General features: G+C 44.4%; 25 protein-coding genes. 10 read left to right on the top strand and 15 right to left on the bottom strand.

All coding sequences use genetic code 11. From position 1 onward, the window contains the following. Position 1: 1 nt before the first annotated feature. The 4 genes from EDI28_RS03925 (at position 2) to EDI28_RS03910 (ending at position 3,941) form a co-directional block, all read left to right on the top strand. Positions 2-679: a CidB/LrgB family autolysis modulator gene (locus EDI28_RS03925; protein ID WP_199287376.1), complete on the top strand. Its 678-nt coding sequence runs from the start codon at positions 2-4 to the stop codon at positions 677-679. A gap of 205 nt (positions 680-884) precedes the next feature. Then, entirely contained in the window at positions 885-1,772 is an 888-nt protein-coding gene (gene cdd, locus EDI28_RS03920) for a cytidine deaminase (RefSeq protein WP_128782505.1), read from the top strand. 145 nt (positions 1,773-1,917) lie between these two features. Then, the gene (locus EDI28_RS03915; RefSeq protein WP_128782504.1) at positions 1,918-2,820 is read left to right on the top strand and encodes a DMT family transporter; all 903 of its coding nucleotides are present in this window, start codon (positions 1,918-1,920) and stop codon (positions 2,818-2,820) included. Positions 2,821-2,972: 152 nt separating this feature from the next. Continuing rightward, positions 2,973-3,941: a TAXI family TRAP transporter solute-binding subunit gene (locus tag EDI28_RS03910; protein WP_128782503.1), complete on the top strand. Its 969-nt coding sequence runs from the start codon at positions 2,973-2,975 to the stop codon at positions 3,939-3,941. Between the two features lie 86 nt (positions 3,942-4,027). Here EDI28_RS03910 and EDI28_RS03905 read toward each other — a convergent pair whose 3' ends face one another. Further along, positions 4,028-4,426, bottom strand: a complete 399-nt coding sequence (locus tag EDI28_RS03905) for a hypothetical protein (protein ID WP_128782502.1) — start codon at positions 4,424-4,426, stop codon at positions 4,028-4,030. A 217-nt stretch (positions 4,427-4,643) separates the two neighbouring features. Between EDI28_RS03905 and purT the strand changes: the two genes are divergently transcribed. Further along, positions 4,644-5,819, top strand: a complete 1,176-nt coding sequence (purT, locus tag EDI28_RS03900; protein ID WP_128782501.1) for a formate-dependent phosphoribosylglycinamide formyltransferase — start codon at positions 4,644-4,646, stop codon at positions 5,817-5,819. Between the two features lie 55 nt (positions 5,820-5,874). On the opposite strand, the gene EDI28_RS03895 is transcribed toward purT, so the two are convergent. Both EDI28_RS03895 and EDI28_RS03890 read right to left on the bottom strand, forming a co-directional pair. Next, entirely contained in the window at positions 5,875-6,516 is a 642-nt protein-coding gene (locus tag EDI28_RS03895; protein ID WP_128782500.1) for a thiopurine S-methyltransferase, read from the bottom strand. 357 nt (positions 6,517-6,873) lie between these two features. Next, entirely contained in the window at positions 6,874-7,167 is a 294-nt protein-coding gene (locus tag EDI28_RS03890) for a hypothetical protein (protein ID WP_036826689.1), read from the bottom strand. Between the two features lie 302 nt (positions 7,168-7,469). On the opposite strand from EDI28_RS03890, the gene EDI28_RS03885 reads away from it, so the two are divergent. After that, positions 7,470-7,862, top strand: a complete 393-nt coding sequence (locus EDI28_RS03885; RefSeq protein WP_128782499.1) for a nitrous oxide-stimulated promoter family protein — start codon at positions 7,470-7,472, stop codon at positions 7,860-7,862. On the opposite strand, the gene EDI28_RS03880 is transcribed toward EDI28_RS03885, so the two are convergent. Further along, positions 7,863-8,246: a spore gernimation protein gene (locus tag EDI28_RS03880; RefSeq protein ID WP_233353262.1), complete on the bottom strand. Its 384-nt coding sequence runs from the start codon at positions 8,244-8,246 to the stop codon at positions 7,863-7,865. Between the two features lie 230 nt (positions 8,247-8,476). Here EDI28_RS03880 and EDI28_RS03875 point away from each other — a divergent pair, with 230 nt between their 5' ends. Continuing rightward, a complete protein-coding gene (locus EDI28_RS03875; protein ID WP_233353261.1) occupies positions 8,477-9,952 on the top strand; it encodes a multiheme c-type cytochrome in 1,476 nt (491 codons plus the stop codon). Between the two features lie 81 nt (positions 9,953-10,033). On the opposite strand, the gene EDI28_RS03870 is transcribed toward EDI28_RS03875, so the two are convergent. From EDI28_RS03870 to EDI28_RS03860, 3 genes are all read right to left on the bottom strand, one after another. After that, positions 10,034-11,542, bottom strand: a complete 1,509-nt coding sequence (locus EDI28_RS03870) for a peptide MFS transporter (protein WP_128782498.1) — start codon at positions 11,540-11,542, stop codon at positions 10,034-10,036. Positions 11,543-11,820: 278 nt separating this feature from the next. Continuing rightward, complete coding sequence (locus EDI28_RS03865) at positions 11,821-13,329, bottom strand: peptide MFS transporter (RefSeq protein WP_128782497.1); 1,509 nt, start codon at positions 13,327-13,329, stop codon at positions 11,821-11,823. 202 nt (positions 13,330-13,531) lie between these two features. Next, positions 13,532-14,284: an MBL fold metallo-hydrolase gene (locus EDI28_RS03860; RefSeq protein WP_128782496.1), complete on the bottom strand. Its 753-nt coding sequence runs from the start codon at positions 14,282-14,284 to the stop codon at positions 13,532-13,534. A gap of 178 nt (positions 14,285-14,462) precedes the next feature. On the opposite strand from EDI28_RS03860, the gene EDI28_RS03855 reads away from it, so the two are divergent. Continuing rightward, on the top strand, positions 14,463-15,116 hold the full coding sequence (locus EDI28_RS03855) for a glutathione S-transferase (protein ID WP_128782495.1): 654 nt from the start codon (positions 14,463-14,465) through the stop codon (positions 15,114-15,116). A 14-nt stretch (positions 15,117-15,130) separates the two neighbouring features. Here the strand turns inward: EDI28_RS03855 and EDI28_RS03850 are convergent, their stop codons facing one another. From EDI28_RS03850 to EDI28_RS03840, 3 genes are all read right to left on the bottom strand, one after another. Beyond that, a complete protein-coding gene (locus EDI28_RS03850; protein WP_128782494.1) occupies positions 15,131-15,934 on the bottom strand; it encodes a class I SAM-dependent methyltransferase in 804 nt (267 codons plus the stop codon). A 151-nt stretch (positions 15,935-16,085) separates the two neighbouring features. Further along, complete coding sequence (trpS, locus tag EDI28_RS03845) at positions 16,086-17,126, bottom strand: tryptophan--tRNA ligase (protein WP_128782493.1); 1,041 nt, start codon at positions 17,124-17,126, stop codon at positions 16,086-16,088. A 250-nt stretch (positions 17,127-17,376) separates the two neighbouring features. Further along, positions 17,377-17,907, bottom strand: a complete 531-nt coding sequence (locus EDI28_RS03840; protein WP_128782492.1) for a GNAT family N-acetyltransferase — start codon at positions 17,905-17,907, stop codon at positions 17,377-17,379. A 122-nt stretch (positions 17,908-18,029) separates the two neighbouring features. Between EDI28_RS03840 and EDI28_RS03835 the strand changes: the two genes are divergently transcribed. Next, positions 18,030-19,271 carry a leucine-rich repeat-containing protein kinase family protein gene (locus tag EDI28_RS03835; RefSeq protein ID WP_128782491.1) on the top strand — a complete coding sequence of 414 codons (1,242 nt, stop codon included), beginning with the start codon at positions 18,030-18,032 and terminating at the stop codon, positions 19,269-19,271. 644 nt (positions 19,272-19,915) lie between these two features. Next, positions 19,916-21,364, top strand: coding sequence for a chitinase (locus tag EDI28_RS03830; RefSeq protein WP_128782490.1), 1,449 nt, complete (start codon positions 19,916-19,918; stop codon positions 21,362-21,364). Between the two features lie 49 nt (positions 21,365-21,413). Here EDI28_RS03830 and EDI28_RS03825 read toward each other — a convergent pair whose 3' ends face one another. From EDI28_RS03825 to EDI28_RS03805, 5 genes are all read right to left on the bottom strand, one after another. Beyond that, on the bottom strand, positions 21,414-21,914 hold the full coding sequence (locus EDI28_RS03825; protein WP_128782489.1) for a GrpB family protein: 501 nt from the start codon (positions 21,912-21,914) through the stop codon (positions 21,414-21,416). After that, positions 21,907-22,191, bottom strand: a complete 285-nt coding sequence (locus tag EDI28_RS03820) for a hypothetical protein (protein WP_128782488.1) — start codon at positions 22,189-22,191, stop codon at positions 21,907-21,909. The genes EDI28_RS03825 and EDI28_RS03820 overlap by 8 nt, the downstream gene beginning before the upstream one ends. 150 nt (positions 22,192-22,341) lie before the next feature. Next, complete coding sequence (locus EDI28_RS03815; RefSeq protein WP_128782487.1) at positions 22,342-23,187, bottom strand: enoyl-CoA hydratase/isomerase family protein; 846 nt, start codon at positions 23,185-23,187, stop codon at positions 22,342-22,344. Between the two features lie 110 nt (positions 23,188-23,297). Further along, positions 23,298-23,993, bottom strand: coding sequence for a hypothetical protein (locus tag EDI28_RS03810; protein WP_128782486.1), 696 nt, complete (start codon positions 23,991-23,993; stop codon positions 23,298-23,300). Next, positions 23,983-24,390, bottom strand: a complete 408-nt coding sequence (locus EDI28_RS03805; RefSeq protein WP_128782485.1) for a hypothetical protein — start codon at positions 24,388-24,390, stop codon at positions 23,983-23,985. The genes EDI28_RS03810 and EDI28_RS03805 overlap by 11 nt, the downstream gene beginning before the upstream one ends. Position 24,391: the final 1 nt, after the last annotated feature.

The following is a 24,391-nucleotide window of genomic DNA, read 5'->3' as shown; positions in this document are numbered from 1 at the left end:
GATCTGGTTGGCTGCTACATTAGTTATTTTCTATCTTGCTCGGTATATCTCAAAATACATTCAACATCCTGTCGTTAATCCTCTGTTGATTTGCCTGCTGATTATCATCCCTCTGCTGATATGGTTGAATGTCCCTTATGAAACCTACTTTGAACAAAACAAATGGCTGAACTACCTGCTTGAACCCGCTGTTGTTGCACTCGCATTTCCGCTTTATGAGCAACTGTCACAAATCAGACAGAAATGGAAAATCATTTTCACCGCCTGTCTTACCGGCAGCGTGTTGTCCATGGTTACCGGTGCCGGAATTGCACTCTCTCTTGGTGCCGATCCCCAACTGACTGCGAGTATTCTGCCAAAATCTGTCACCACGCCTATTGCGATGGCCGTTTCAGAGCAGATTGGCGGCGTCCCTGCGATTGCTGCTATCATGGTTATCATCGCAGGCTTGTTTGGAGCCGTATTAGGTTACCCCCTATTCCGGTTGGTCGGTATTGAAGCCCCCATCGCCAAAGGCCTGACAATGGGAACGGTATCCCATGCACTTGGCACGGCCAAGGCAGCAGAAGAAAACTATCAGGATGGTGCGTTCAGCTCGTTAGCTCTTGTTATATGCGGCGTGATGACTTCTCTCCTCGCTCCGGCGCTTTTTCCGCTGATCTTGAAAATATTCAGCTAGAAAGCAAAGTACGCACTTATATTAGGTAATCGTATACATCGTTAACTCATTGAAAAATAAAGATACAAGAAATAAAATCTGTGTGACACCACTCTCAATTGTGTAATGAGTGTAACGATGTTTACCTATCTGTGATAAAGATCACACATAGAATTAATCCCTACGCCTACAATGTTTCTCCATACACAATACGGAGTAACAACTCATGCATACTAAAGTGATGGAAGCTTTAGGCGCTTTACCCTCTGATCTGGCGACTGCACTTAAGCCTGTTTTAGAAGATGCGAACTTTGATGCAACTTTGAGCCCAGAAGTGTTCGACCAACTGCTCACTAAAACACAGATGACGGACAGTGAATTGCGTGTTGCTCTGCTTCCTGTTGCTGCTGCCTATTCCGTTGCTCCGATTTCCAACTTCTTCGTAGGTGCCATTGTTCGCGGTGAATCCGGTCGTCTTTACTTCGGTGCCAACATGGAATTTGTCGGCGCATCGCTGGCTCAGACCATTCACGCAGAACAGTCTGCAATCAGCCATGCCTGGGTTAAAGGCGAAGCGGGTATTTCCGACATCACCATTAACTACAGCCCATGTGGCCACTGTCGTCAGTTCATGAACGAGCTGACTACAGCAAATAGCCTGGTTGTCCAGTTACCTGAACGTGCCGCGAAAAGCCTACAGGAATACTTGCCTGAGTCGTTTGGTCCGGCCGATCTGAATATTACCGATGCCCTGCTGGCTAAAGTTGATCACGGCATGAATACGGATGCTACCGAAGCATTGATTAAGCAAGCTTGTGCAGCAGCAAACGGCTCTCATGCTCCTTACACCAAAAACTTCAGTGGCGTTGCCCTGAAAGCGAAAGACGGCAAGACTTTCATCGGCATGTATGCCGAGAATGCCGCTTTTAACCCAAGCCTTCCACCGCTTCAAGTTGCGCTTGTTAACATGAATATGGCCGGCTACCCGCTATCTGAAATTGAAGAAGCCGCACTGGTGGAGAAATCAGACAGCACAATCAGCCACCTGGCTGATACACAGAACACACTGGAAGCACTAAACCCAGATGTACCGCTTACATATGTCGCGGCTTAATCTAGCTGCATAGACGTTCTGTCTAATAATCTAACTATCAAAAAAACCGCCCGATGGCGGTTTTTCTTTTTAAATCAGTTTCATCCTTTCATTTGCAGGGGTATGATGCCGTAAGATTTTATTACCAATACTGTCATCTTTATTCATGTCACATCATCACAATCCGATCCAGGGCGCCAGCTGGATGTTAACCGCAGGGCTTGCCTTCGCTATCGTCAATAGCTTGGCTCAGTACTTGAGTGTCATGCTTCACCTGCCGTCGACAACCGTTGCGCTAATACAATACTTCATCGCCTTGATAGCCATTTTTCCGTGGCTAAGAACCCTTGGCCTTCGGCAAGCGTTGCAAACCAAGCATTTTGGTATGCACTGTCTGCGCGTATTTCTTTCTGTAATAGGCATCCAGCTCTGGCTGTGGGCACTTGCCTATCCGGTCCCTATCTGGCAGGGCATCGCGCTGCTGATGACTTCGCCACTGTTTGCGACTATCGGTTCAGGACTCTTCCTGAAGGAAAAAGTGGGAACCGCACGCTGGGCAGCCACATTAGCAGGCTTTGTGGGTGCGATGATCATTCTTGAACCGTGGGGAGACACATTCAGCTGGGCATCCATGCTACCTATCGGTGCCGCCTTCTTCTGGGCATGCTATTCGCTGATGGTAAAAAAAATGTCTGTTGATGACTCGCCAACAACCATGGTGGTCTATCTGCTGCTTCTGATCACACCTTTCAATGTATTTCTCGCGGCACCGGACTTCACTATGCCAACACAAGGGCTAACTTGGGCTCTGCTTGCTGGGGCCGGTTTGCTGACGGCACTGGCTCAATGGGCCATTGCGAAAGCCTATGCCGTTGCCGATGCATCTTTTGTCCAGCCCTTTGACCATGCCAAGCTTCCCCTGAATGTATTGGCTGGCTGGATTGTCTTCGGCTGGGTTCCTCCGGGCCGCCTTTGGCTTGGTGCCGCAATTATTGTTGCCTCCGTCGCCTTTATTACCCAATGGGAAAATAAAAAGGCCGTCGTTACAAGAAAGCCTGCCAAATCCTGACAACCCTAAGAAATCCCCGCCTCGGCGGGGATTTCTTTCCTCGGCAGTAACGTTGTTCACCAACTTGTTTTACGAAGAAACTGAAAGAGTTACGCTATCTCTCCTATACTTTCCAATCGTACGGAGAAGTTTGTTACTCAGAGGATCCTGATATGAAGCAACTTGGTTTAACGTCTATTTTTCTCAGCATTATTTCTTTGCTCTTTTCGATAACCGCTCGCGCAGATTCATTTATCACCATTGGCACTGGCGGCGTGACTGGTGTCTATTACCCTACAGGCGGTGCCATTTGTCGGCTGGTCAACAAAGATCGCAAAGACCATGGCGTACGTTGTTCAGTAGAAAGTACTGGCGGCTCAATCTACAACATCAATACAATCCGCGCTGGTGAACTCGATTTGGGTATCGCCCAATCAGACTGGCAGTACCATGCCTACAATGGCACCAGTAAATTTGCCAATAACGGCCCTTTCAAATCGCTTCGCGCCGTTTTTTCTATTCACCCCGAACCATTTACTATTGTTGCCAGAGCTGACTCCGGCATAAAAACGTTCACAGATTTAAAAGGCAAACGCGTTAACATCGGCAACCCGGGCTCCGGCCAGCGAGGAACCATGGAAGTGTTGATGAAAGCCCTCGGCTGGACTCACAAAGACTTTGCCCTAGTCTCCGAACTCAAAGCATCCGAGCAATCAAAAGCCCTTTGCGATAACAAGATCGATGCAATGATCTATACCGTAGGCCACCCAAGCGGTGCTATCAAAGAAGCAACGACGTCTTGTAATAGCGTTATCGTAGAAGTGTCCGGTCCGGTGGTCGACAAGTTAGTTACAGAAAATGATTTTTATCGCATTGCGACAGTGCCCGGAGGGATGTACAAAGGCACAGCTCAAGATGTGAAGACCTTTGGTGTCGGAGCCACATTTGTTTCATCGGCGCAGGTAGATAAAGAAATTATTTATCAGGTAGTTAAAGCTGTATTCAGTAATTTCGACACGTTCCGAAGACTCCACCCTGCCTTTGCCAACCTGAAAAAAGAAGAAATGGTTAACGATGGCCTATCAGCACCACTACACGATGGTGCCAAACAGTATTATCAGGAAGCTAAATTAATTAACTAACTAATATCGACCCGCGTCAGATTCAGAATGACAAAAAGGCTGGGGACTACCCAGCCTTTTCACAATTTACGCTGTCCTGAATAGTATTAGAAGCGGTAGCGAACACCCAGCGCGCCTTCTAGCTCAAGATCGACATCTTCAACAACATAAAGTGTCGGGCCGACTTCGCCATACAGCTCGAACTGGCTGACTGGTACCTGAAACCCAACGCCTGAGCGCACACCTAGCTTGTCATTTTTGTCGTCGACATATTGTGCCCCTACGAAGGTATACATGCTGTTAAGCTCTGGCTTGTTTACCAGCGTGCCTAAGTTAAAGGTTTTATCTACCGCAACACCAAAATCATCTAGGCCGATCGAGAATCGCAAGTCATTCTGCTTGTATTGGATACCACTCATCGGGCTGCCGAAAAACACGCCAACGCTTTGTGAAGCATGTGCAGAGAGTGAAAGGGTAAGAGCCAAGCCTAGTAATATTTTTTTCATCGCAATGATACTGCCGGTAACGAATAATGGGCATACGTTAACCAAAAACAACCACAGACTCGATAGCTCCCCTGTAATCATGACAGAAATTTTACAAAGCAAATACCGTGTCAGATCCTATAGCTAGACCTATTCGCACACCAACGCAAACGTTTGCGCGATAATTAAAATCCTGTATGATCAGCCTCAGTATCAATACTTATCGTAAGGAAACTCGATGTTAGGTTCGGCTACTCGCACAAATGCAACCCGTGTTCTACTACTAGGATCCGGTGAACTAGGAAAAGAAGTTGCGATTGAATGTCAGCGTTTAGGTCTTGAAGTTATTGCCGTTGATCGCTATGCCAACGCCCCGGCAATGCAAGTTGCCCACCGCAGCCATGTTATTGACATGCTCGATAGCGATGCGCTCAAGCAGGTTATTCACCAGGAGCAACCGCACTATGTTGTGCCAGAAATCGAAGCGATTGCGACCGACACACTAGTTGAACTCGAGGCCGGTGGCCTGAATGTCGTACCAACAGCCAATGCCACCAAGCTCACCATGAACCGTGAGGGGATACGACGCCTTGCTGCCGAGACACTGGCAATTCCGACCTCCCCTTATGAATTTTCCGATCAGTTTGATGATTTCGCCGCCTCTGTCGAACGCATCGGTACGCCGTGTGTCGTCAAGCCGATTATGAGCTCTTCCGGCAAAGGGCAAAGCGTGATTAAGACACCAGCCGACATCGAGTCAGCATGGCAATATGCCCAGGAAGGCGGTCGTGCCGGCGCAGGCCGGGTAATCGTCGAAGGTTTTGTCGAGTTCGACTACGAAATTACCTTGCTCACCGTAAGAGCTGTCGATGGCGTTCATTTCTGCGAGCCGATTGGACACCGCCAAGAAGATGGCGACTACCGCGAGTCATGGCAACCACAGCAAATGTCAGCGGCTGCCCTTCAGGCCGCACAGCAGGTAGCCGAAAAAGTGGTGAATGCACTCGGAGGCTATGGTTTGTTTGGCGTCGAGCTGTTTATCAAAGGCGATGAGGTTCTGTTTAGCGAAGTCTCCCCTCGGCCGCATGATACCGGCATGGTCACACTCATCTCTCAGGATCTCTCTGAATTCGCCCTGCATGTGCGTGCTTTCTTAGGCCTGCCGATTCATTCCATTAACCACTTCGGCCCGTCGGCATCGGCAGTAGTCTTGTCCGAAGGGGTATCTGATAATATTCGCTTTGATAATCTGGCAACCGCACTGGACCGCCCGCAAACCCAGGTTCGCTTGTTCGCCAAACCTGAGATTAATGGCCGTCGCCGACTAGGTGTGGCATTGGCTCGTCGCGACACGACCCAACAGGCTGTGAGCGATGCGGTTCAGACGGCTTCAGACGTAAAAGTCATTTTCTAACGGCAATAACTTCAGCCTAAATAGAAAAAGGAGCCAACGGCTCCTTTTCTTTTGGCTAGACCTCGATCAACCACACTTCTTCCGCAAAACGTGACAAGCCACGTTTACGACGAGGGTGTGACTCGTCGGCATCGTCTCGATCAAGGTGAGTGATCTTACAGCCAGCAAACAACTGCTCGACTTCGCCCTTGGTGACACTAAACGGAGGACCATCCATTTCTGCCTGTGGGTAATCTAACGTCACCAGCAAAATACGACCACCAGCCTTCACCATCGATAGCAAATGCTCTGCATACATCTGACGCAGTGTCGGCGGCATCGCAATCAATGCTGCACGATCATATACGATATCGACAGGATCGATGCGTGTTGCAAAAAAATCGCCGCAATGAATGGTAATCTCATCGAACTCATATAACGTTTGGCCACAGCCTATCGATGTCACTGTCGGAATGTAAAATTGCTCCGAGAAAAAAGCTTTAACCGCAATATCGCTCAGCTCGATACCAATAACGTTATCGTGTTTCTCTGCCAGCCAAGTCAAATCAACCGATTTACCGCACATAGGCACCAATACTGTGTCTGAGCGGGTTGTATTTAGCCTCGGCCAATACTTGGCCAGTACTGGATTGATGTCATTCAAATGAAAACCTATGCGGTTTTCCGCCCAGCGGCTATGCCAAAATTCTGCATCCATTATGTTCGAATCTCTTTACTGACTTTACTATTTATAGAGTGATCTCAACATAGATCTTTCGATTGATCCAGCTTTGGCCAAACACCCCGCCTGTCATTCACTCTTAATAATAGCCAGAAAGCCTCTCAGACGGCTTTTGAGCGCCAGTATCAACCATAGACAGACCAGAGTGCAAAATACCAACGAATCGCAGCAGAATTAACCACAGGGATTATGACCCTAATTCTCCAGATGCAAAAAAGGATGCCTAAGCATCCTTTTCTACTCATCCGACTTCGACAAGCAAAGCTAGACTTAAAATCTGTTCTTCAATTTTTCTTTATGAGAGTAATTGAACAAACGAAATAAACCGGACAGTTATGAAATTCTGAACAGCTTAATCGAATCACGGCGCACAGTTACACCACGGAAAGTTACTGGCTCAAGCAAAGTCATTAGTTGCTTAGAGACAAAGAACTTACCACCGTAGCTACGATCACCACCACGATTTACCCAATCTGCAAATTCATCTGCCAAGTTGAACATAGAGTTTCCGACAAGCAGAACTAGGACTTTAGCGACTTCACTGTCATTCTGTTTATTAAACTCCGCGTCACGAACTTTCTTACGGTATTCGTCGACAATTCTTTCAAGGCACTCAAATCTGCTCATATACACCACCACAAAAAAAGAGGAGCGGATACTACTGCTCAAACCCAATGAAATCAACCCATGCAGGGTGATTTAGTGCGATAAAAGCTATATTTTTTTCATGTCCATAACAAGTTTCAGCATTCTTGTCATATAAATTACGATTTAGATCATGTTTTAAGCACACACTTGTATACCCCAGCAGGTCCACTTCCAACAAGCGAATTGGCTGAAACGAACACCTTGAGGTCGTATGACTATAAGTATATTCTAAATGTATGTTTGATTCATTTCAGTCAAACTTGTGTTGTAGAGAAAGCAATATGACCCAATCAGACAAGGTAATTACTCTATTCGGCAGCCTTAAAACCGAATATAAAACTATAGAGGCAATGGTGAAGATTTACTGTAAAGATCACCATATAACGGCCACACTTTGCGAACAATGTGAAGATTTTCTCCAGTATGCCCATACGCGGCTTGACCGATGCCCCTATGGTGAAGAAAAGCCAACTTGCAGGATCTGCCCTATTCATTGCTATAAGGCAGACTACAAATTATTGTCCCAAAAAATCATGCGCTATGCCGGACCAAGAATGCTGCTGAAGCACCCTATATTAGCAATTCGGCACCTAATAGCAGAAAAGCGACCTATTCCAGAAAAACCAGCTGCTGGCGCTTCCAACCGTCATAAACGAAAGTCACTGGGCCAATAATCAATGGCGGTAGTAATCGACAACCTGTAGTTTCGACGGCTCTGCATCACCTGACACATCCAATGTAAACGTGTTCTCATCCTGGATCATCACTGACGAGCCTAGCTTACCGGTTACGCTGACACCTTCAATTTTGTCAAAACTGCGGGTGCCACTATAGTGCATATTTACCGTTACGTTTGCCTGTTGGTTAGCAACCAATTCAAATTGACAAATTCCTGTCTTGCAGTAAACATCAACTTGGCTGAGTTCTTTGATTTTAACATTATCAACATTTTTTACAGGCGTAACGGTTAGCTTCAGTTCCTCGCTACAGCCCGTCACTGCAAATGCCGACAATATAAAACCAGACATAACCATACCAATTACAAAAGCTCTCTTCATTTTCATCTCCTGAAAAATGTTCATAGCAATCATATCGCTCATTATATGTGCTTCATTCTAATTGATTATTGCGCAATTCCGCCATTTCAAGATCGAAGAATACTCAGGCCACAAAACCACTCCAAATATATGGATATTGCAAATTCGCGACATTTTCTCCTTTTTATCCGACCTAAACTAAGTCTGGTTTACTAGGCATATTCATAATAACAAGTTCAACGGGTACTCCTATGGGCAATAACCGTACACGACCTAACCAGCAGGTATCAGTGCTATTCATCAGAAGTCTGATTATGATTGCTTGCCTGTTCATGTTCATTTCACTCAATAGCCATGCCACTTCAGACATACAAAAATGGCAAAAACCCCACAAACTAGAAACTCAGCAACAAATCGAGCAGCAACTGCCCTTTTATCCATCACGGACAACCACCAACAGACAGCAGCTCACACCTGACATGTTTGAAAATTCAGAGATCTGTAAGGGGTGCCACAGTGAGATCTATCAGCAGTGGGAACGCTCAGTGATGGCCCATTCCTGGGAAGACCCTATTTACAAAGCGTTATTCAAGCGAGCCAGTAAGGCAACTGAGGGCCAGGTTGATAACTTCTGTATTGCCTGTCACAGCCCGATCGGAATGACCAGTATGAATGCAACGGCAGCAATGCTGGAAGGCGATCAGCACTTACCAGGCGTGAATTGTGAAGTATGCCATAACATTGTGGGGATCAGCGGTAATGACAACGGTGCGTATATTCTTTCTCCCAACAAAGAGAAGCATGTAAAACTGGGTCCTCGACCTGATGCCAGCTCCCCTTACCACCAGACCGAGTACTCTGATCTTCACACCAAGTCGGAATTCTGCTCGGTCTGCCATAACGTTTCTCACCCGTTCAACAGCACGCCGATTGAACGTACCTATGACGAATGGCAAGAAAGTGCCTACAACGAACAAGGAGTACAATGTCAGGACTGCCATATGACGCCTGGGCCGGGAATGAAAGACAACCCCGGTAGATCTGCCATCATGGGCAAGGAACGCAAACACATTTATTCCCATGAATTTACAGGCGGAAACTCTACCCTTCACCAGTATTTCAACGATCCGGAAAGTGCCGAACTAGCCCGCGAAATGCTCCGTTCGGCGGCTACCATAGAGTTTGTCGAGTTCCCCGAAACACTGACGGCAGGTCAGCTAGCCACCGTGAAGGTCAAAGTCGCCAATGTCGGCGCAGGACACAAGCTACCAACCGGCTTTCCGGAAGGACGCGAGGTCTGGATAGACTTTGATGTGAAAGCCGCGAACCAAGTATCGATCTATCGCTCCGGTGCGGTGGTTGACGGCCATACCGAACCGGGTACCCACAGTTTTAAGGTAACTTTGGGGGATGCCAACGGCAATGTTGTCGATCTCAATGTCTGGGAGGTAGACAGAGTACTTTCTGATACCCGTATTCTGCCTTATGGGTATTCGATTGTTGATTACACCTTCCTTGTTCCGGAAGATCTGTCAGGCGACGTAACGATTAATGCCAATTTGAATTACTGGCCGTTCCCACAACAACTGGTCGATGAATTACTCGGAGAAGGAAAGCTAAAAGTTGATATCGTCAACATGACTTCGACTAAAGCGACCATAGCGGTATTAGATAAAGAATCAAAAAGCGCGATAGCAATGAAGATAAACAAGAAACAACTGAAATGATCTCGCGACAAAAACAAACGCCAGCTGTTGGCTGGCGTTCACCTTTTACCGCAGTGCTTTTGGCACTGTTATCGCGATAACTTAATGGTCAGTCACTATATCCTGTCCATTTTCTTGCTGTTCTAGCTCTTCACCCTTACGGATTAGTTTTGCAATCACTTTAGAAAGCAACAATGTCACAAAGGCCATCACAACGGCAAGGATAGCAAGATTATAGAAATAGCTGGCGTATACGCCTTCAATAATCTCTTGTGTTAATACCTGACCTTTAGGAAGTGCAATTCTGGTCGAAATTACCGCAGCCAAAATACCACTGAGCGACAGCGCAACAGATCGTAGTCCAATTGCAAAAGCCGACATATAACGTGGCACCATCTCGAAGATAAAACCAACACCCAATGCACCAACAATCAGTTCAGCCAGCGACTGGAAGAAATGCACCCAAAGAATCCAATCGGCTGCGATCTTGCCGTCTTCACCAACAAAATTAGTCGATAAGCCTAAGATAGCAAAAGCAATGGCACTAAAGACAAAAGCGGCGGCAAACTTGGTCGGAATCGTAGGTGAGAATCCTTTTTTTTCCAGCCAAGCGTAAATATAAATAACAGGCGCACCAAGAATAAAACACCACAACGGGTTAAACGCGGCGTTAGATTCAGGGCGGATCGGAATAAAGCCCATTAACTGATCGCCCATCAAGTTGATGGCGTAGATGTTCATCGATGTGAGCATCTGACCATAATAAAAGTAGAAAACAATCAGAATAAAGATGGTGATTAGCACACCGCACATCTTATATTTATAGGCAGCTGTTGCTCGGGTTATTTCATAAATAAAATACATGATTGCGCAGGCACCCAACGCATAAAGCAGATACTTACCGGCATCAAGGTTCGAGAATATCCAAAAAACCAAACCCAGCATGGCAACTGAACCCATGATGAAGCAAGCCCATGTTTTAAGATCAACTACACGGCGGTCAATATCGTTACCCACAGCTGCAAATTGCTTGCGGAAGACAACAAACAGTACCAAAGTAAGTGACATTAAAGCAGAAGCAATATAGAAATTCCCTTGATAGGCTAAGAAAGCAACTAAAAACGGAAATAGATATTTGGAGGAAAATGAGCCCAAATTATTAATAGAATAGTTTACCGTAAGGCCCTGCTGGAAAGCATCCCGGTTAGTTTCTGAGTAAGAATTTCCGAGTAGCACTGTCGGACTCGTCGCCGAAAGACCGCGAGCATAGCCAATCAAGGCAATAGAGAAAATGCTCAGAGGTATATTAAGGTCGCTTGCACTTAACCCCAAGAGGAAAAACCCTATGGTGTAAATGGTATAACCTATGTACACCGCCCTGAACGACCCAATATACCGATCAGCGACGAAGCCACCAACGGCTGAGAAAACAGGTCCCACTGCACCAAAGGCCCCCATCATCATGATGGTATCGGCTTCGCTGTAATTTAACTCTTGTAAAAAAAACTTCGTTAGTAGTACATAAGTCCCATAAAAAGCCGCACCCCACAAAAACTGGCGTAAGATTAAAACTCTAGCCATAAATGGAAATCTAGCGTTTGCATCTTGCATGTCATACTCCTTTAATATTATACGCCGCAAAAGGTAGCATGATGCCAAATATTACTTCATGATCACCCCTGCGTTATTAGACCAATAGCATATTGAGTGCATGCTTTGTTACATTTATGAGATGTTGATATGAAATGTATCAATAGAGGGAGTCAATATAGGAAAGAAATGACACATAATATTTCAGGGGACCAAGAGCACCAACCTATTGGCTGATGCTCAAGAGTTTAGCCGTTACTTTTTATGATCAGCGATTAATGATCAACTATTTTGACAAGTTAATGGTCAGTCGCTACATCTTGTCCAGCTTCTAGCTGTTCCAGCTCTTCACCCTTACGGATCAGTTTCGCGATAACTTTAGATAGCACCAAAGTCACAACAGCCATTACAACCGCGAGAATCGCTAGATTATAGAAATAACTGGCATAGACACCTTCGATAATTTCTGGCGTCAATACCTGATCTTTTGGCAACGCTATCTTAGTCGAGATTACCGCCGCTAAAATACCACTTAGTGACAAGGCAACAGCCCGTAGCCCCATTGAAAATGCAGACAGATAACGCGGCACCATTTCAAAAATGAAACCGGCACCAAGTGCCCCGACAATTAGCTCAGCAAAAGATTGGAAGAAATTCACCCATAAAATCCAGTCTGCTGAAATTTTACCGTCTTCGCCCACAAAGCTAGTTGATAACCCCAATAATGCGAACGAAATTGCGGTAAGACCAAAAGCGGCCACGAACTTAGTTGGAATTGTCGGTGAGTACCCTTTCTTTTCTAGCCAGCCATATATATAGATAACCGGACCACCCAGAACAAAACACCATAATGGGTTAAACGCCACATTTGATTCAGGACGGATAGGAATGAATCCCATCAGCTCACTACCCATTAGATTAATGGCGTAGATATTCATTGAGGTAAGCATTTGACCATAATAGAAGTAAAAAACCATGAAAATGAAAATCATGATCAACACACAGCACATTTTGTATCTATACGCGATGGTTGCTCTTGTTATTTCAAAAATGAAATACAGAATGACAAACACGCCTAGCGCATAGAGAAAATACTTCCCTACCTCTAAATTATCAAAGATCCAGTAAACCAATCGAAGCATAACAGCAGAGCCAATAATAAAGCCCGCCCATACCTTCATGCTTACAGGGCGCTTATCTAAATCATTACCTGCAGCAACAAACTTTTTCCGATAGGTGAAAAATAGAACCAGAGTTAGCATCATCAAGAATGATGAAATGAAGAAGTTACCTTGGTAAGCTAGATACGCAACCATGAATGGGAATAAGTATTGCGATAAAAACGATCCCAGATTGTTAATCGAGTAGTTAATCGTCAGGCCCTGCTGAAATGCCTCACGGTTTGTCGCAGAATATGAGTTACCAAACAATACCGTCGGACAGGTTGCTGATAGTCCCCGTGCATAACCTATTAATGCGATAGAAAAAATACTCAGCGGGATATTAACTTGCGCAGCACCCAACCCGAGCATAAAGAACCCGATAGTATAGGCACTATAGCCAATATACACCGCTCTGAATGAGCCGATATATCGGTCAGCAACAAAGCCCCCAACGGCTGAAAACACAGGGCCTACAGCACCAAATGCACCCAGCATCATGATAGTGTCAGCTTCACTATAATTAAGCTCAACCAGGAAAAACTTCGTCAATAAAACATATGTACCATAAAAAGCGGCTCCCCAAAGGAATTGGCGGAGGATTAATATCCTGGCCGTAAAAGGAAACCTAGCGTTTGCATCTTGCATATTATACTCCTTCAACATTATGCACCGCAAAAACTAGCATAATGAGAAAGATAATTTCATGATCGAAAGTATGATACTAAACAAATAGCACATAAATTATGCACTTTCTTTCTTATATGAGATCTTGATACGGAATAGCAAAAATGAGAGCGCTTAATACAAAATAAATTAGAATATATAATCCATTCATGCCCAAACTACCTCAAGATGCTTTTCCTAGCGCTTTATTTAACTTTGACTTTACAGAGCGCCAATGGGTCATTGGAATTTTTGGGGCTCGGTCCAGCAAATACTTGTAATCTCGATCCGAGGGAAACACTTCACCGCCATGGGCAAGAATAATTGAGGTAGGTGATAAGGCGATGATCTTCTTGACTGATTTAAGATATCTGTTGGGATAGAAGACGGGAAACGGCGGTATATAATGCCCTTTTACTTTGACCATCAAATCAGCAACATAGACACAATCACTGGGTAAATGATGCAGAGACAGATCTCGGTCGGTATGTCCCTGAGTATCAAGGGCCATCCAGTCCGGAAATCCGGGTAACGGATCTCGATCATTTAACCTGTAGTCAGGTACAAGCTTGCTTGAGTACCAGATATTCCGGCGAGGTTTTCTCATACGCTTTGCGACCCATTTCGCCAACAGCATATCGGTAAAATGCATCAGCTTCCCGTCAATGCCGGCGTACCATTGGCCTGGGACATTCGCCATTGCGATTTTACAACCGGTTAAACAGCGTAGGGTATTTGCGGCCCCGGCATGATCCGGGTGCATGTGCGTAACAACAACCAGTGCTAGATCGTTAAAACAACGATGCAATTTACCCACAATATAATGTTTAATCAGTGGAATATCCGCACGGCTACACCCGTCGAGCAACAGCAGTTTGTCTTGGTATTCAGCTAAATAGATCGACTGAATATAGCCTTCCAGTTTGTGTAATTTCATATGCGCTGTGTTTTCATCCTTGAGAATAAGTCGCATCAATTAACCCAGTATGGTTCAACTCATCCGACCATTCAAGATCACACTGCATCCAATCCGCACTACTATAAATTTATACTCAAGCTACCTCGATACCTAAGATTTAAAGTGAATCCAATGGGCTAATTTCAAGGAAAGACAAATGTCACTACCAATACTTTATTCTTTACGACGCTGCCCTTATGCCATGCGAGCAAGAATAGCCATATTGCTTGCCAAACAGCCGGTATTATTACGTGACGTTGTAATGAAGAATATTCCCGAAGAGTTATTGGCCGTCTCCCCTAAAAGGACGGTACCAATATTACTGATCGAAGATTCACACGTTATAGATGAAAGCGTAGATATTATGATTTGGGCGTTAAATCAAAGTGATCCTAATAACTTGCTTATTAAAAATCACCCTGATGCTTTTCCTACAATGCAAACCCTGATAAACCGCAACGATAATGAGTTTGTCGAATCTCTGGAGAAGTATAAAACCGCAGCCCGCTATCACGCCCCCGAAGAAACTAGTCATCGTCAGCAATGTGAGCGTTTTCTTTCCCCACTTGAACAGTGTTTGGCCAAACAAGAGTACTTAATGGGTGCGAGCCCGAGCTTAGCTGACTATGCGCTGTTGCCTTTTATTCGCCAATTCTCGCGTGTTGATCGAAAATGGTTTGTAAAGACACCATACTCAAACCTGAACCGTTGGCTAAACACCCATTATCAAAATCCTATTTATTCAAAGGCCATGACCCAATACCCTCAATGGGCAGATACCCATCAAGAATTTTTATTTGGTGATGAATAACGACACATGCAGTCTCAAGAGGCGCACTTCGTCGCGATTACCAAGCCGTGATTGCTCGAACCTAGCAGCGATGGCTCATGACAAACAGATAAATGGTAACTTAGCCAAGATTGATATTGAGTTTCTGTCAGCGCATTGAGCTCTTTTCCGATATAACGGCCAAAACCGTCTGTCGCAATATGCTTTTTCATAGCAAAGCCACAGCTTTGCGTTAAACGCTCTATTTCTGCTGGAGTGGAAAAATACCCCGTCCGGAAAAACGTATCAACCTCGGGTGCCGTTATCAGCCCAGTTTCATTCAGTGTTGCAAGTACATCTGGCGTAACAAGAACTGGCGACATCTTGGCAAGCAGACCAGCGACAAAGAAACGGCTGACATAAGCAATTGCCAATATCCCATTAGGCTTGAGAATCCTATTGGCTTCACGCAGTACCGCCTCACGATCGCACTGTTGCTGGAGGTGATATAACGGGCCAAGGACTAGAACGATATCCTGCGACTGATCAGGAATAAACGAAACCGCCGTTGCATTCGCCTCATGTATCGATAGATTTGTAGCTTGTTGTTTTGCATTTGCTCGAAGCTGTTCCACCAGCTCAGGAACAAGCTCAACGGCCGTAACATCTAGCCCTTGGTTGGCATAATAGAGTGAATAGCGCCCCGTCGCCGCCCCTAATTCTGTCAACGTCTTTGCTTGCTGGGTGAATTCGGCCAGTTGATCTATTGTCGTATCAAATTCGATTCGAGTGATATTCTGACTAGTAAGACGCTGCTCTTCATCATAATTTGCATAATATTCTAAATATTCATCTTGCACTGATAACTCCTTTGGCGACTGCCATTCCCGAAAGTCCTACCTCCGACCCGAGATAGGAACAAAATACGTAATGCTCAAAGATATATCTAAGCAAAATTCAAACTGTATCCGAGTAGGTCCAAACTAAGCCTAAGCGAGGTCTAAGCTGTCCTTACTGAAATAAATTAAGGCCAAATGCATTTTTTACGTCTTTTAACACCTGACTTGACTCATCTTGTGATTTCTCACTGCCTTTTTGTAGGATCTCGATTAACTGCGCTTTATCAGAAATAAATGTTTCTCTACGCTCTCTCACAGGCCGAAGAATTTCTTGCAAACATTCCTCGAGTATTTTTTTTGTCGTCCCGTCCCCTAGCCCGCCTTCTTTATATTTCTGTTTTAGATCATTAACATAATTTAGGTCTGAATGAAAAGCATCTAGGTATGTAAAAACAATATTTCCCTCTACTTGACCAGGATCTTCAATTCTCAAATGATTAGGATCGGTGTACATTGATTTTACCGCTTTGGATATATCCTTTTCACTTGAACTCAGCAGAATGCAATTACCCATCGATTTAGACATCTTACTTTTACCATCAGTACTGGGCAGACGAGGGACTTTGCTTAATAACGGTCGACATTCCACTAATATTTCATCTTGCGCGATACTATTTAGCTTTCTGACAATCTCATTTGTTTGTTCAATCATCGGCAACTGATCATCGCCGACAGGGATGAGTGTAGCCTTGAATGCTGTAATATCGGCCGCTTGGCTAATTGGGTACATCAAGAAACCGGTCGGAATCGAGCTCCCAAATGATTTGCTGGCAATTTCATTTTTCACCGTTGGATTTCGCTGCAATCTCGCCACAGAAACCAAGTTTGAGTAGTACATTGTCAATTCAGCCAATGCAGGAATCGCTGATTGTAAACAAATCGTTGTTTTAAGAGGGTCAATTCCAACTGCAAGATAATCAGCAACCACATTCAAGATATTAGACGACACCTTATGTGGATTATTCCCATTGTCTGTTAGTCCCTGTAAATCGGCCACCAAAATAGTTTGTTCATACTGATGCTGTAGCTTAGCCCTCTGCTGAAGAGAACCGACATAATGGCCTAAATGCAGCTGACCTGTTGCCCTGTCACCCGTTAATATTTTTTCAGCCTGAGCATCAGATTTTGAGTTTTGATGAAGTTGACTATGCATAATATGGCTCCTAAGTTGACCGTCGGAGACATAGTTGCGTTATTCATTGGCAGTCTTCCGACGGCTATGAATAAATATGATTCAGCGCCGCTCTATTGAATAGAGCGCCACCAAGAAATTGAGATGTGATGAAACGAAGGATTTAAGTTCATGGCCTCAATCTAACAAGCAACAAATTATCATTCAAGCTAAAATTTCCGAGATCAATAAACTTATCAAAGCAACACCTCAATTTACCTCTACTAAGCAATTATAAGCTTAACTTACTGTAAATCACCGTACTAGATAACTCACCTGAAGGCAGCCTCCGGTCGTTGACCAGTGTTGCATCTAGCTGGTAACCACATCTTTCAGCAACGGCACGGCTTTTACTATTGGTATCGGCAGCCCGTATTTCAACACGTTGTGCATTTAGCTCCGTAAACACATAGCTTTCCAACAATGAAACAGCTTCAGTTATGTATCCCTTGCCGGTTTCGGCTGAATTCAACCAATATCCGATTTCAAAAAAAGGAACAGATTTATCTCGAATTATTAACCCTATAGCCCCAAGAAACTTAGAATCACTACTACGCAAAATGGAAAGCCGAAGTTCTCCTTCAAAGCGCTCATAGTTATCGATGGCTTCTTGCATATTTTTAATCGATTCGGGCTCAGTTAAGGCATATGGTACCCAAGGCAAATACTGGCTAAGTTCATCTTGGCTTTCCCGAATGGCTTCAAGCATGGGCTGTGCCTGCGCCATAGATGGAGCGACCAGTTTAATTCTTTCACTCTGCATATATAAATACATCCTTATTCTTATTGTTTAATGGCACATTCACATCGCCAACTTACCATTTGCTCGTCTTTCTTGTAGACTACAGGCCGTTTTTGTATCCAACTTATTCGCGGCCCATCATTTTGCATACACTCTCTCAGCTGAAATCTGGTGAATTATCAGGCACTCAGCACTTAAAAATATCAGAAAACCTAACATCATTCCCAGAAGAAATTTTGTCTTTGGCTGATAGCTTAGAAATTCTTGATTTATCCGGTAATCAACTAACGTCACTGCCAGACGAACTCGTCAAGCTTCAAAAGCTTCGCATAATTTTTGCCTCTAACAACCTTTTTGAGACCCTACCAGAGGTGCTAGGTAAATGCCCTAACCTTGAAATGGTCGGTTTCAAAGCAAACAAGATCACCGAGGTTCCGGCAGACGCATTACCGGCAAAACTACGCTGGCTCATCTTAACGGATAACCAGATCGAGACTTTGCCCGACACATTGGGCGAAAGACCGCGGCTACAAAAACTGGCATTAGCCGGTAACCGATTAACAGAACTACCGCAAACCCTAGCTCAGTCGACTGCTCTCGAGTTGGTACGTATCTCTGCCAACCAATTAGCAGAATGTCCGGAACAGCTTCTTAGCCTGCCCAAGCTCTCCTGGCTGGCATTTTCAGGTAACCCGTTCAGCCAATCAGATCTCAGCATTCAATCTGTACCGGAAGTAGCTTCGTCCAGCTTCACACTGCATGACGTTTTAGGGCAAGGTGCATCGGGCGTTATTTCCAAAGCAACTTGGAACCAGAAACAAGCCACCTTCCCTGATGATATTGCCGTAAAAGTCTTCAAGGGTGAAGTAACCAGTGACGGCTATCCCGAGGACGAACTGCAAGTGTGTTTGAAAGTCGGCAGTCATCCAAATCTGGTACAGTCTTTGGCCCAAGTTAACGAAGAAGAGTATTCAGCATTAATTATGGGGTTGATCCCTTCTCATTTTAGTAATTTAGGTTTTCCGCCATGCTTGGATAGTTGTACCCGTGATACCTTTCCTCCGGGCTTTACGCTATCAATAGATGAGATCCACAAAATCGTGGCTCAAATGCAGAACGTATTTACGCACTTGCATTCAAACCAAGTGAGCCATGGTGACCTGTACGCACACAACACATTGTTTGATGCAGATGCGAATATCATTTTCGGAGACTTTGGTGCTGCAACGATGTACCACATGCTGACAGAAAAGCAGCAAGAGAAAGTCAAACAGATTGAACATCGCGCATTTCATCATTTCATCGACGATCTTTTGAGTGTTTGTGCCGCAGAAGATCAACAACATGAGAAGTACAACCTCCTTAAGCAGAAAATAACTCAATAAAGAATAAAAAACACATCGGCGTTATTTGTAGAAGTCAGGTTTAAACCCCTCTCAAGTAATGCCGCTTAATATAGCCAAGCACTGTGTTGAACAATATTTCCACCCTACATGAGATTACTCTAATTATTTGTAACGAGTATGTATGCTGTCATTAATCTATACCCCGACAAAAATAGAACCCAAATAACATTCACAGCTAACAACAATACAACTAGTAATTTTTCCATTTGATATCCATCGCATATATTCAAACAAGCACACGATTCTCTCTATGGAATTTGTCGCGGATATAACAACCAAAGCAATCTATTCACCTAAGCACTAACAAAAATCACGCGCCTAACAGACGGAAAGACTTCAAAAGCCACCCCTCACAGATAATTCAACAAAATAATACAGTATTGAGTTTATTCTAATTCACATTCTATAGTGATGCCACTGCGTTGGTTAGACGGTAACTTCGACTGAAACCAATTAATTATCTTCAGTCTCTCTACCAAAGGCGAACATGATGATTAAAAAGGAAGCATCTTAATCCTTAGTTTACTGTGTCACTAACTCATCCTCTCCTAGGGTATACAAGCTGCTCAACCAAAAGGCCAGTAATAACAAATCCTATATTTGTTCCTTACAAGGAGTTTCACATGTTAAAACTAAAGCTTCTATCAACGTTGATAGGCTGCAGCATTGCAGCGAGCAGCTTTGCAATGACCCCCCAACCCGATCCGCTAAATCCTACGGGTTACGTTATTTCTGCAGCTGAAGTTAAAGCGGCAGAAGAAGCAAAAACCGCAGACCCAATGTACAAAGTCTGGGCTAAAGCACTCGCAACACGTCCTAATAGTATTGTGGAAGCCATTGAACCCGGTCTTGCCAGCAATCCTGACAACGTCAAGCGGGTCGAACGTGTCTTTTCACAGTCTGACTGGGATTTCCTAACCCACATGGCTGCACCTGAATACACCTATACCCGCTTCTTACGTGCTATCGGCAAGTTCCCTGCATTCTGCGGAGAGTATACCGACGGGCGAAATTCCGACGCGATTTGTAAAAAATCAATTATCACGGCGTTTGCCCATTTTGCCCAAGAAACGGGCGGCCACATTTCTAAAGACAACTATTGGGATAATCCACTGGGGCTGGAGGAATGGCAGCAGGCTCTAGTGCACGTACGTGAAATGGGATGGTCAGAGGGACAGCCAGGGTATACGACGGGCTGTGGCCAAAATGACTGGCAGAATAAACGTTGGCCATGTTCGCCGGGTCAGGGCTACTTTGGCCGCGGGGCCAAGCAATTGTCTTATCATTTCAACTATGGTCCCTTCTCCGAGGTTATGTATGATGGTGACGCAACCGTTCTGTTAAATAATCCAGCTCTGGTTGCTGACACATGGCTAAACCTTGCATCAGCTATTTGGTTCTTCCTCACCCCTCAAGCACCGAAGCCGGCAATGCTTCACGTAATTGACCGCACTTGGACTCCCTCACAGCGTGAAATCGATGCTGGAATCGGTTACGGATTTGGTACCACGATCAATATCATTAATGGTGGCATCGAGTGTGGCGAACAAAATAGATATAAAGGCCAACCAGTTAACCGCATTCGCTACTGGGAGGGCCTATCAGCTCACTATAATATCCCTATTGAAGCCGATGAAACTAATACCTGCTGGCAACAGACCCCTTACGGCGGCCTTAATCTAAATGGTGCCACAGACGTGCTTTATACAAACTGGGAGGCTAACTGGAAATATTACCCCGAGCGTCCCGAAGGTGTGTCATTCGAATGTGAACTGGTTGGATATCAAACCGCTTATTCTGCTCTTGTTCCCGGTGACTATAAAAAGTGTGTTACCAACTTCTATGAATCACATGCTAACTGGCCGCAAGTTCGCGTAGTCGGTATCATGCCGCCGACAGATCCCGGTACCAATCCAGGAACAGATCCTATCGGTAATAACTGGGATTCAAATGCGGTCTATAACACAGGAGATCGTGTCGTCGTAAATGGCGTAACATATGAAGCAAAATGGTGGACACAAGGTGACAACCCTGAAACCAGCGGTACGTCAGGCCCTTGGAAAAAAAGCTAAGCCCAGTTGATAGTAATAAGCCGCCTTCCTTGAAGGTGGCTTTGCCTTTCTACTGACCACACAAGTGATATTTAATGAAGTCATTTTTCCCTGAACAATAACGATCAATGTCATTGTTACATTCAAGTGCAGCTTGCTTCTTCAGCTCTCCGTACTCTTTAGCAATATCAGGGTACATAATCAAATAATCTCTAAACGTGATATGTAATTCGCCATTATTATCACCTGCTTTAAAAACATGAATATGGTGGGTTCGATTGTTACCACCCTTTTGGAAAAATCGGCGCTCAGAAATCCCGAACTCACCTTTTGCTTCATACCCCAGCGAAATAAATTCTGACGTAAGTAGATCTACAAAATTTATATCAGTGACTTCGACTAGAATATCAATAATAGGCTTGGCTGCTAAGCCCGGTACAGCCGTACTTCCTATATGGTGGATATCCACGGCAATATTACCCAGCACATCCTTAATTGCCTTCGACTCTAATTCGAACTGCTTTGCCCATTTCGGATCATAGCTGACAACGTCTATAATTCGTTTACTCACTGTTTTTCCTATCGCTCATGCCACTAGCACCATCGATTTCAGGATGACCGATAAGACGACCATGAAAACTTGATAACCCGATAGTGCGACGTGTTTTCTCAGCCCAAACAATACCCACAATCAAGCCAAGCCCTGTGCAGATAGCAATAATAGGCAGCGAAACTTCATCCCAAACAACACAGGTAAGTGCACCAACAAAAGCGCCAATTAACATGGGAGACACAGCAACTTTCAACCACAACAAGACATGCACAAAACCAGCAACAAATTTCAGCATAATGGTTACTCCCTCTCTATTACACTTAAATCATTCGTACAAGCGTACTAAGGCTCACATCATATCAACCATGTTGAATACAAACTTAATGCAAACCCAATTAATCATACAAAAATGAATAAAATGAATAACTTAGAGTTGCGGTAGCACCTACATTAGGCGTGACCAAAGTGGTCTTAGCGTCCATAACGAAAAAAACAAAGCCGATGGCGCATACTTCTTTTTGCTCCACAAAAAACGCGATTGTTCTTTTAAAAATGCCGCACCTAAAAATGCGTCTGCAAGCTGTTCAGATTCTCGCGCGTTAGTTGTTTTAAGCTCTTCCAGCTGACTACCGGCCAGAAACTTACGTTGTTCCTCGTTAGCAACCCAGCTTTGGGCAATACGTTCTGCTTCTTCCATTAATTGTTGTTGCGGCACTACCCTTTGAACCAATCCAGCATCTAACGCTTCTTTCGCGTTAGGTTTCCAGCCTTCAGCCCCTAACATGCGCTGAGCGGTATCTTCACCCATTAATCGAGGAAAATGAACACTAGAGCACCCTTCAGGAGTTATACCTAAGACGGCAAAAGGTGTAGAAAAAGTCGCATTTTCTGATGCGATGATGCTGCTTGCTAATGTGGCGGAAGTTACGCTGGCACCTATCGCCGGGCCATTCACCGCAATGAGTAGAGGCTTGCTACAATTTAAGAACGTATCAAATAGCGCCTGATTGTTTTTTACAATTAACTCGCGCAGCTTTTTAGGGTGCATTAACTTAAGTGAGCCACCTAGATTGACTCCCGCGGAATAATACTTCCCAGATCCCGTAAAAACGACGGCCCTGACAGAGTCATTAGTGTTAACTTTAGAGAATACTTCACTAAATGCATCCATCATTTCCAACGTCCAACCATTTAATTTTTCAGGACGATTCATGGTAATAATGAGTACACCATCGTTGAGGCTGGTTAAGAGGTGACGAGCAGCAATACTTGTTAAATTCAGGTCGTTCAAGGTAATTTTCCTGCTAAAACAATATCGTTCCTTTAGACTACTACACCAAAAACCAGATTATAAGCAACAAAGGTCACAATAACACGAATGTTAATTCCATAAAGGCATAATTAAGGCGTTATCTTCATATACAATCTATCTAAACGATCTTTCAACATCGTCAAAATGCTGGTATCAATTTCTCTTTCTAATTCATCACAATAGTGATGATGTAGCAAAGCTTCAATGTCTTTAACCAACACAGGGATTGCTTGGCGATTTGAACTATCCCAGTGCCACCTATCAGCATTTTGCAGCAAGGCAATTAAGTCGCTTCTGTCAGTCAATAAGTTACTGATTTCTATTAGACAGTTTGTATGATAATTCGCAGTATTTTCAAGGTGTTCGGAAAAACGTAGCAACCAAAGCCTGGGTTGGGATTCGAACATCAAAAAACAGGCATCCCACTCTTTGTTTTCATCTATACGTTGTAATAGCTCCTCCAACGCATATAGCTGATTGCTTTCCAGAGCCTGAACTTGAATATGCCCCATCTCATCCGAATGATAGATCGACGCACTAAACTCATAGTGCTTTAGTAAGTGAACAGGATTATTAATATCATAGACATCTATATCAGGCTTATTTGCCTGTAACTCTTGTAATCGTTTTAATTCACTGCATACCTTATCGATACGTTTTAAAATACGAGATTTTTCATCACAGCCAGCAAAGTAAAGTTCAGCTTTTAGAGTCGGTAATAAGTCAAGTAACGCTTCAGTCTGATCTCGGATTGTTTTTTGTTGGGCTGATAATTCATTGTTCATATTTTTTTACCGTTAAGTTGTATTCGGCATAAGGCGTCGCAGACACACCAATACTAATCCAAGTGTGGGTATCCTTCACTGTTATCATATCGCCAAGTTTCCCTCTTTGCCTATCATAGCCCTCTCCACGTAGAGAGTACCCGGCCTCACCTTCTATAGACTCGATGAATATAATGAATGTTTCGCCATGAAACCCTAGGATGTAATACTCGTTCTCATGCTCACCGCCAACAATATCCTGAGTACGAAAAGGCTGGGCAGGATCTACGATATGAACGTAGTAGTAATCCCGACTAAGAGCTTCAACATGGCGCAAAATCTGGCTCTCTGAAGCTGCTGCCGGTAGGGGCAGACTTGCGAGCAACACCGTACAAATTCGGTAAAACCATCTATTCATC

The sequence above is a fragment of the Photobacterium chitinilyticum genome, from assembly GCF_004104355.1.
Taxonomy (GTDB): Bacteria; Pseudomonadota; Gammaproteobacteria; order Enterobacterales; family Vibrionaceae; genus Photobacterium; species Photobacterium chitinilyticum.
Note: the sequence above shows the minus strand (reverse complement) of the source record. Positions and strands in the feature narration are given on the sequence as shown.

Excerpts from the sequence above, each read along its gene's own strand:
- EDI28_RS03875 (WP_233353261.1), top strand. The coding sequence starts at position 8,477 with ATGGGCAATAACCGTACACGACCTAACCAGCAGGTATCAGTGCTATTC.
- trpS (WP_128782493.1), bottom strand. The coding sequence starts at position 17,126 with ATGCATAGTCAACTTCATCAAAACTCAAAATCTGATGCTCAGGCTGAA.
- EDI28_RS03860 (WP_128782496.1), bottom strand. The coding sequence starts at position 14,284 with ATGAAATTACACAAACTGGAAGGCTATATTCAGTCGATCTATTTAGCT.
- EDI28_RS03830 (WP_128782490.1), top strand. The coding sequence starts at position 19,916 with ATGTTAAAACTAAAGCTTCTATCAACGTTGATAGGCTGCAGCATTGCA.
- EDI28_RS03890 (WP_036826689.1), bottom strand. The coding sequence starts at position 7,167 with ATGAGCAGATTTGAGTGCCTTGAAAGAATTGTCGACGAATACCGTAAG.
- purT (WP_128782501.1), top strand. The coding sequence starts at position 4,644 with ATGTTAGGTTCGGCTACTCGCACAAATGCAACCCGTGTTCTACTACTA.
- EDI28_RS03810 (WP_128782486.1), bottom strand. The coding sequence starts at position 23,993 with ATGAACAATGAATTATCAGCCCAACAAAAAACAATCCGAGATCAGACT.
- EDI28_RS03870 (WP_128782498.1), bottom strand. The coding sequence starts at position 11,542 with ATGCAAGATGCAAACGCTAGATTTCCATTTATGGCTAGAGTTTTAATC.
- EDI28_RS03865 (WP_128782497.1), bottom strand. The coding sequence starts at position 13,329 with ATGCAAGATGCAAACGCTAGGTTTCCTTTTACGGCCAGGATATTAATC.
- EDI28_RS03895 (WP_128782500.1), bottom strand. The coding sequence starts at position 6,516 with ATGGATGCAGAATTTTGGCATAGCCGCTGGGCGGAAAACCGCATAGGT.
- EDI28_RS03880 (WP_233353262.1), bottom strand. The coding sequence starts at position 8,246 with ATGAAGAGAGCTTTTGTAATTGGTATGGTTATGTCTGGTTTTATATTG.
- EDI28_RS03910 (WP_128782503.1), top strand. The coding sequence starts at position 2,973 with ATGAAGCAACTTGGTTTAACGTCTATTTTTCTCAGCATTATTTCTTTG.
- EDI28_RS03805 (WP_128782485.1), bottom strand. The coding sequence starts at position 24,390 with ATGAATAGATGGTTTTACCGAATTTGTACGGTGTTGCTCGCAAGTCTG.
- EDI28_RS03915 (WP_128782504.1), top strand. The coding sequence starts at position 1,918 with ATGTCACATCATCACAATCCGATCCAGGGCGCCAGCTGGATGTTAACC.
- EDI28_RS03885 (WP_128782499.1), top strand. The coding sequence starts at position 7,470 with ATGACCCAATCAGACAAGGTAATTACTCTATTCGGCAGCCTTAAAACC.
- EDI28_RS03855 (WP_128782495.1), top strand. The coding sequence starts at position 14,463 with ATGTCACTACCAATACTTTATTCTTTACGACGCTGCCCTTATGCCATG.
- cdd (WP_128782505.1), top strand. The coding sequence starts at position 885 with ATGCATACTAAAGTGATGGAAGCTTTAGGCGCTTTACCCTCTGATCTG.
- EDI28_RS03840 (WP_128782492.1), bottom strand. The coding sequence starts at position 17,907 with ATGCAGAGTGAAAGAATTAAACTGGTCGCTCCATCTATGGCGCAGGCA.
- EDI28_RS03905 (WP_128782502.1), bottom strand. The coding sequence starts at position 4,426 with ATGAAAAAAATATTACTAGGCTTGGCTCTTACCCTTTCACTCTCTGCA.
- EDI28_RS03820 (WP_128782488.1), bottom strand. The coding sequence starts at position 22,191 with ATGCTGAAATTTGTTGCTGGTTTTGTGCATGTCTTGTTGTGGTTGAAA.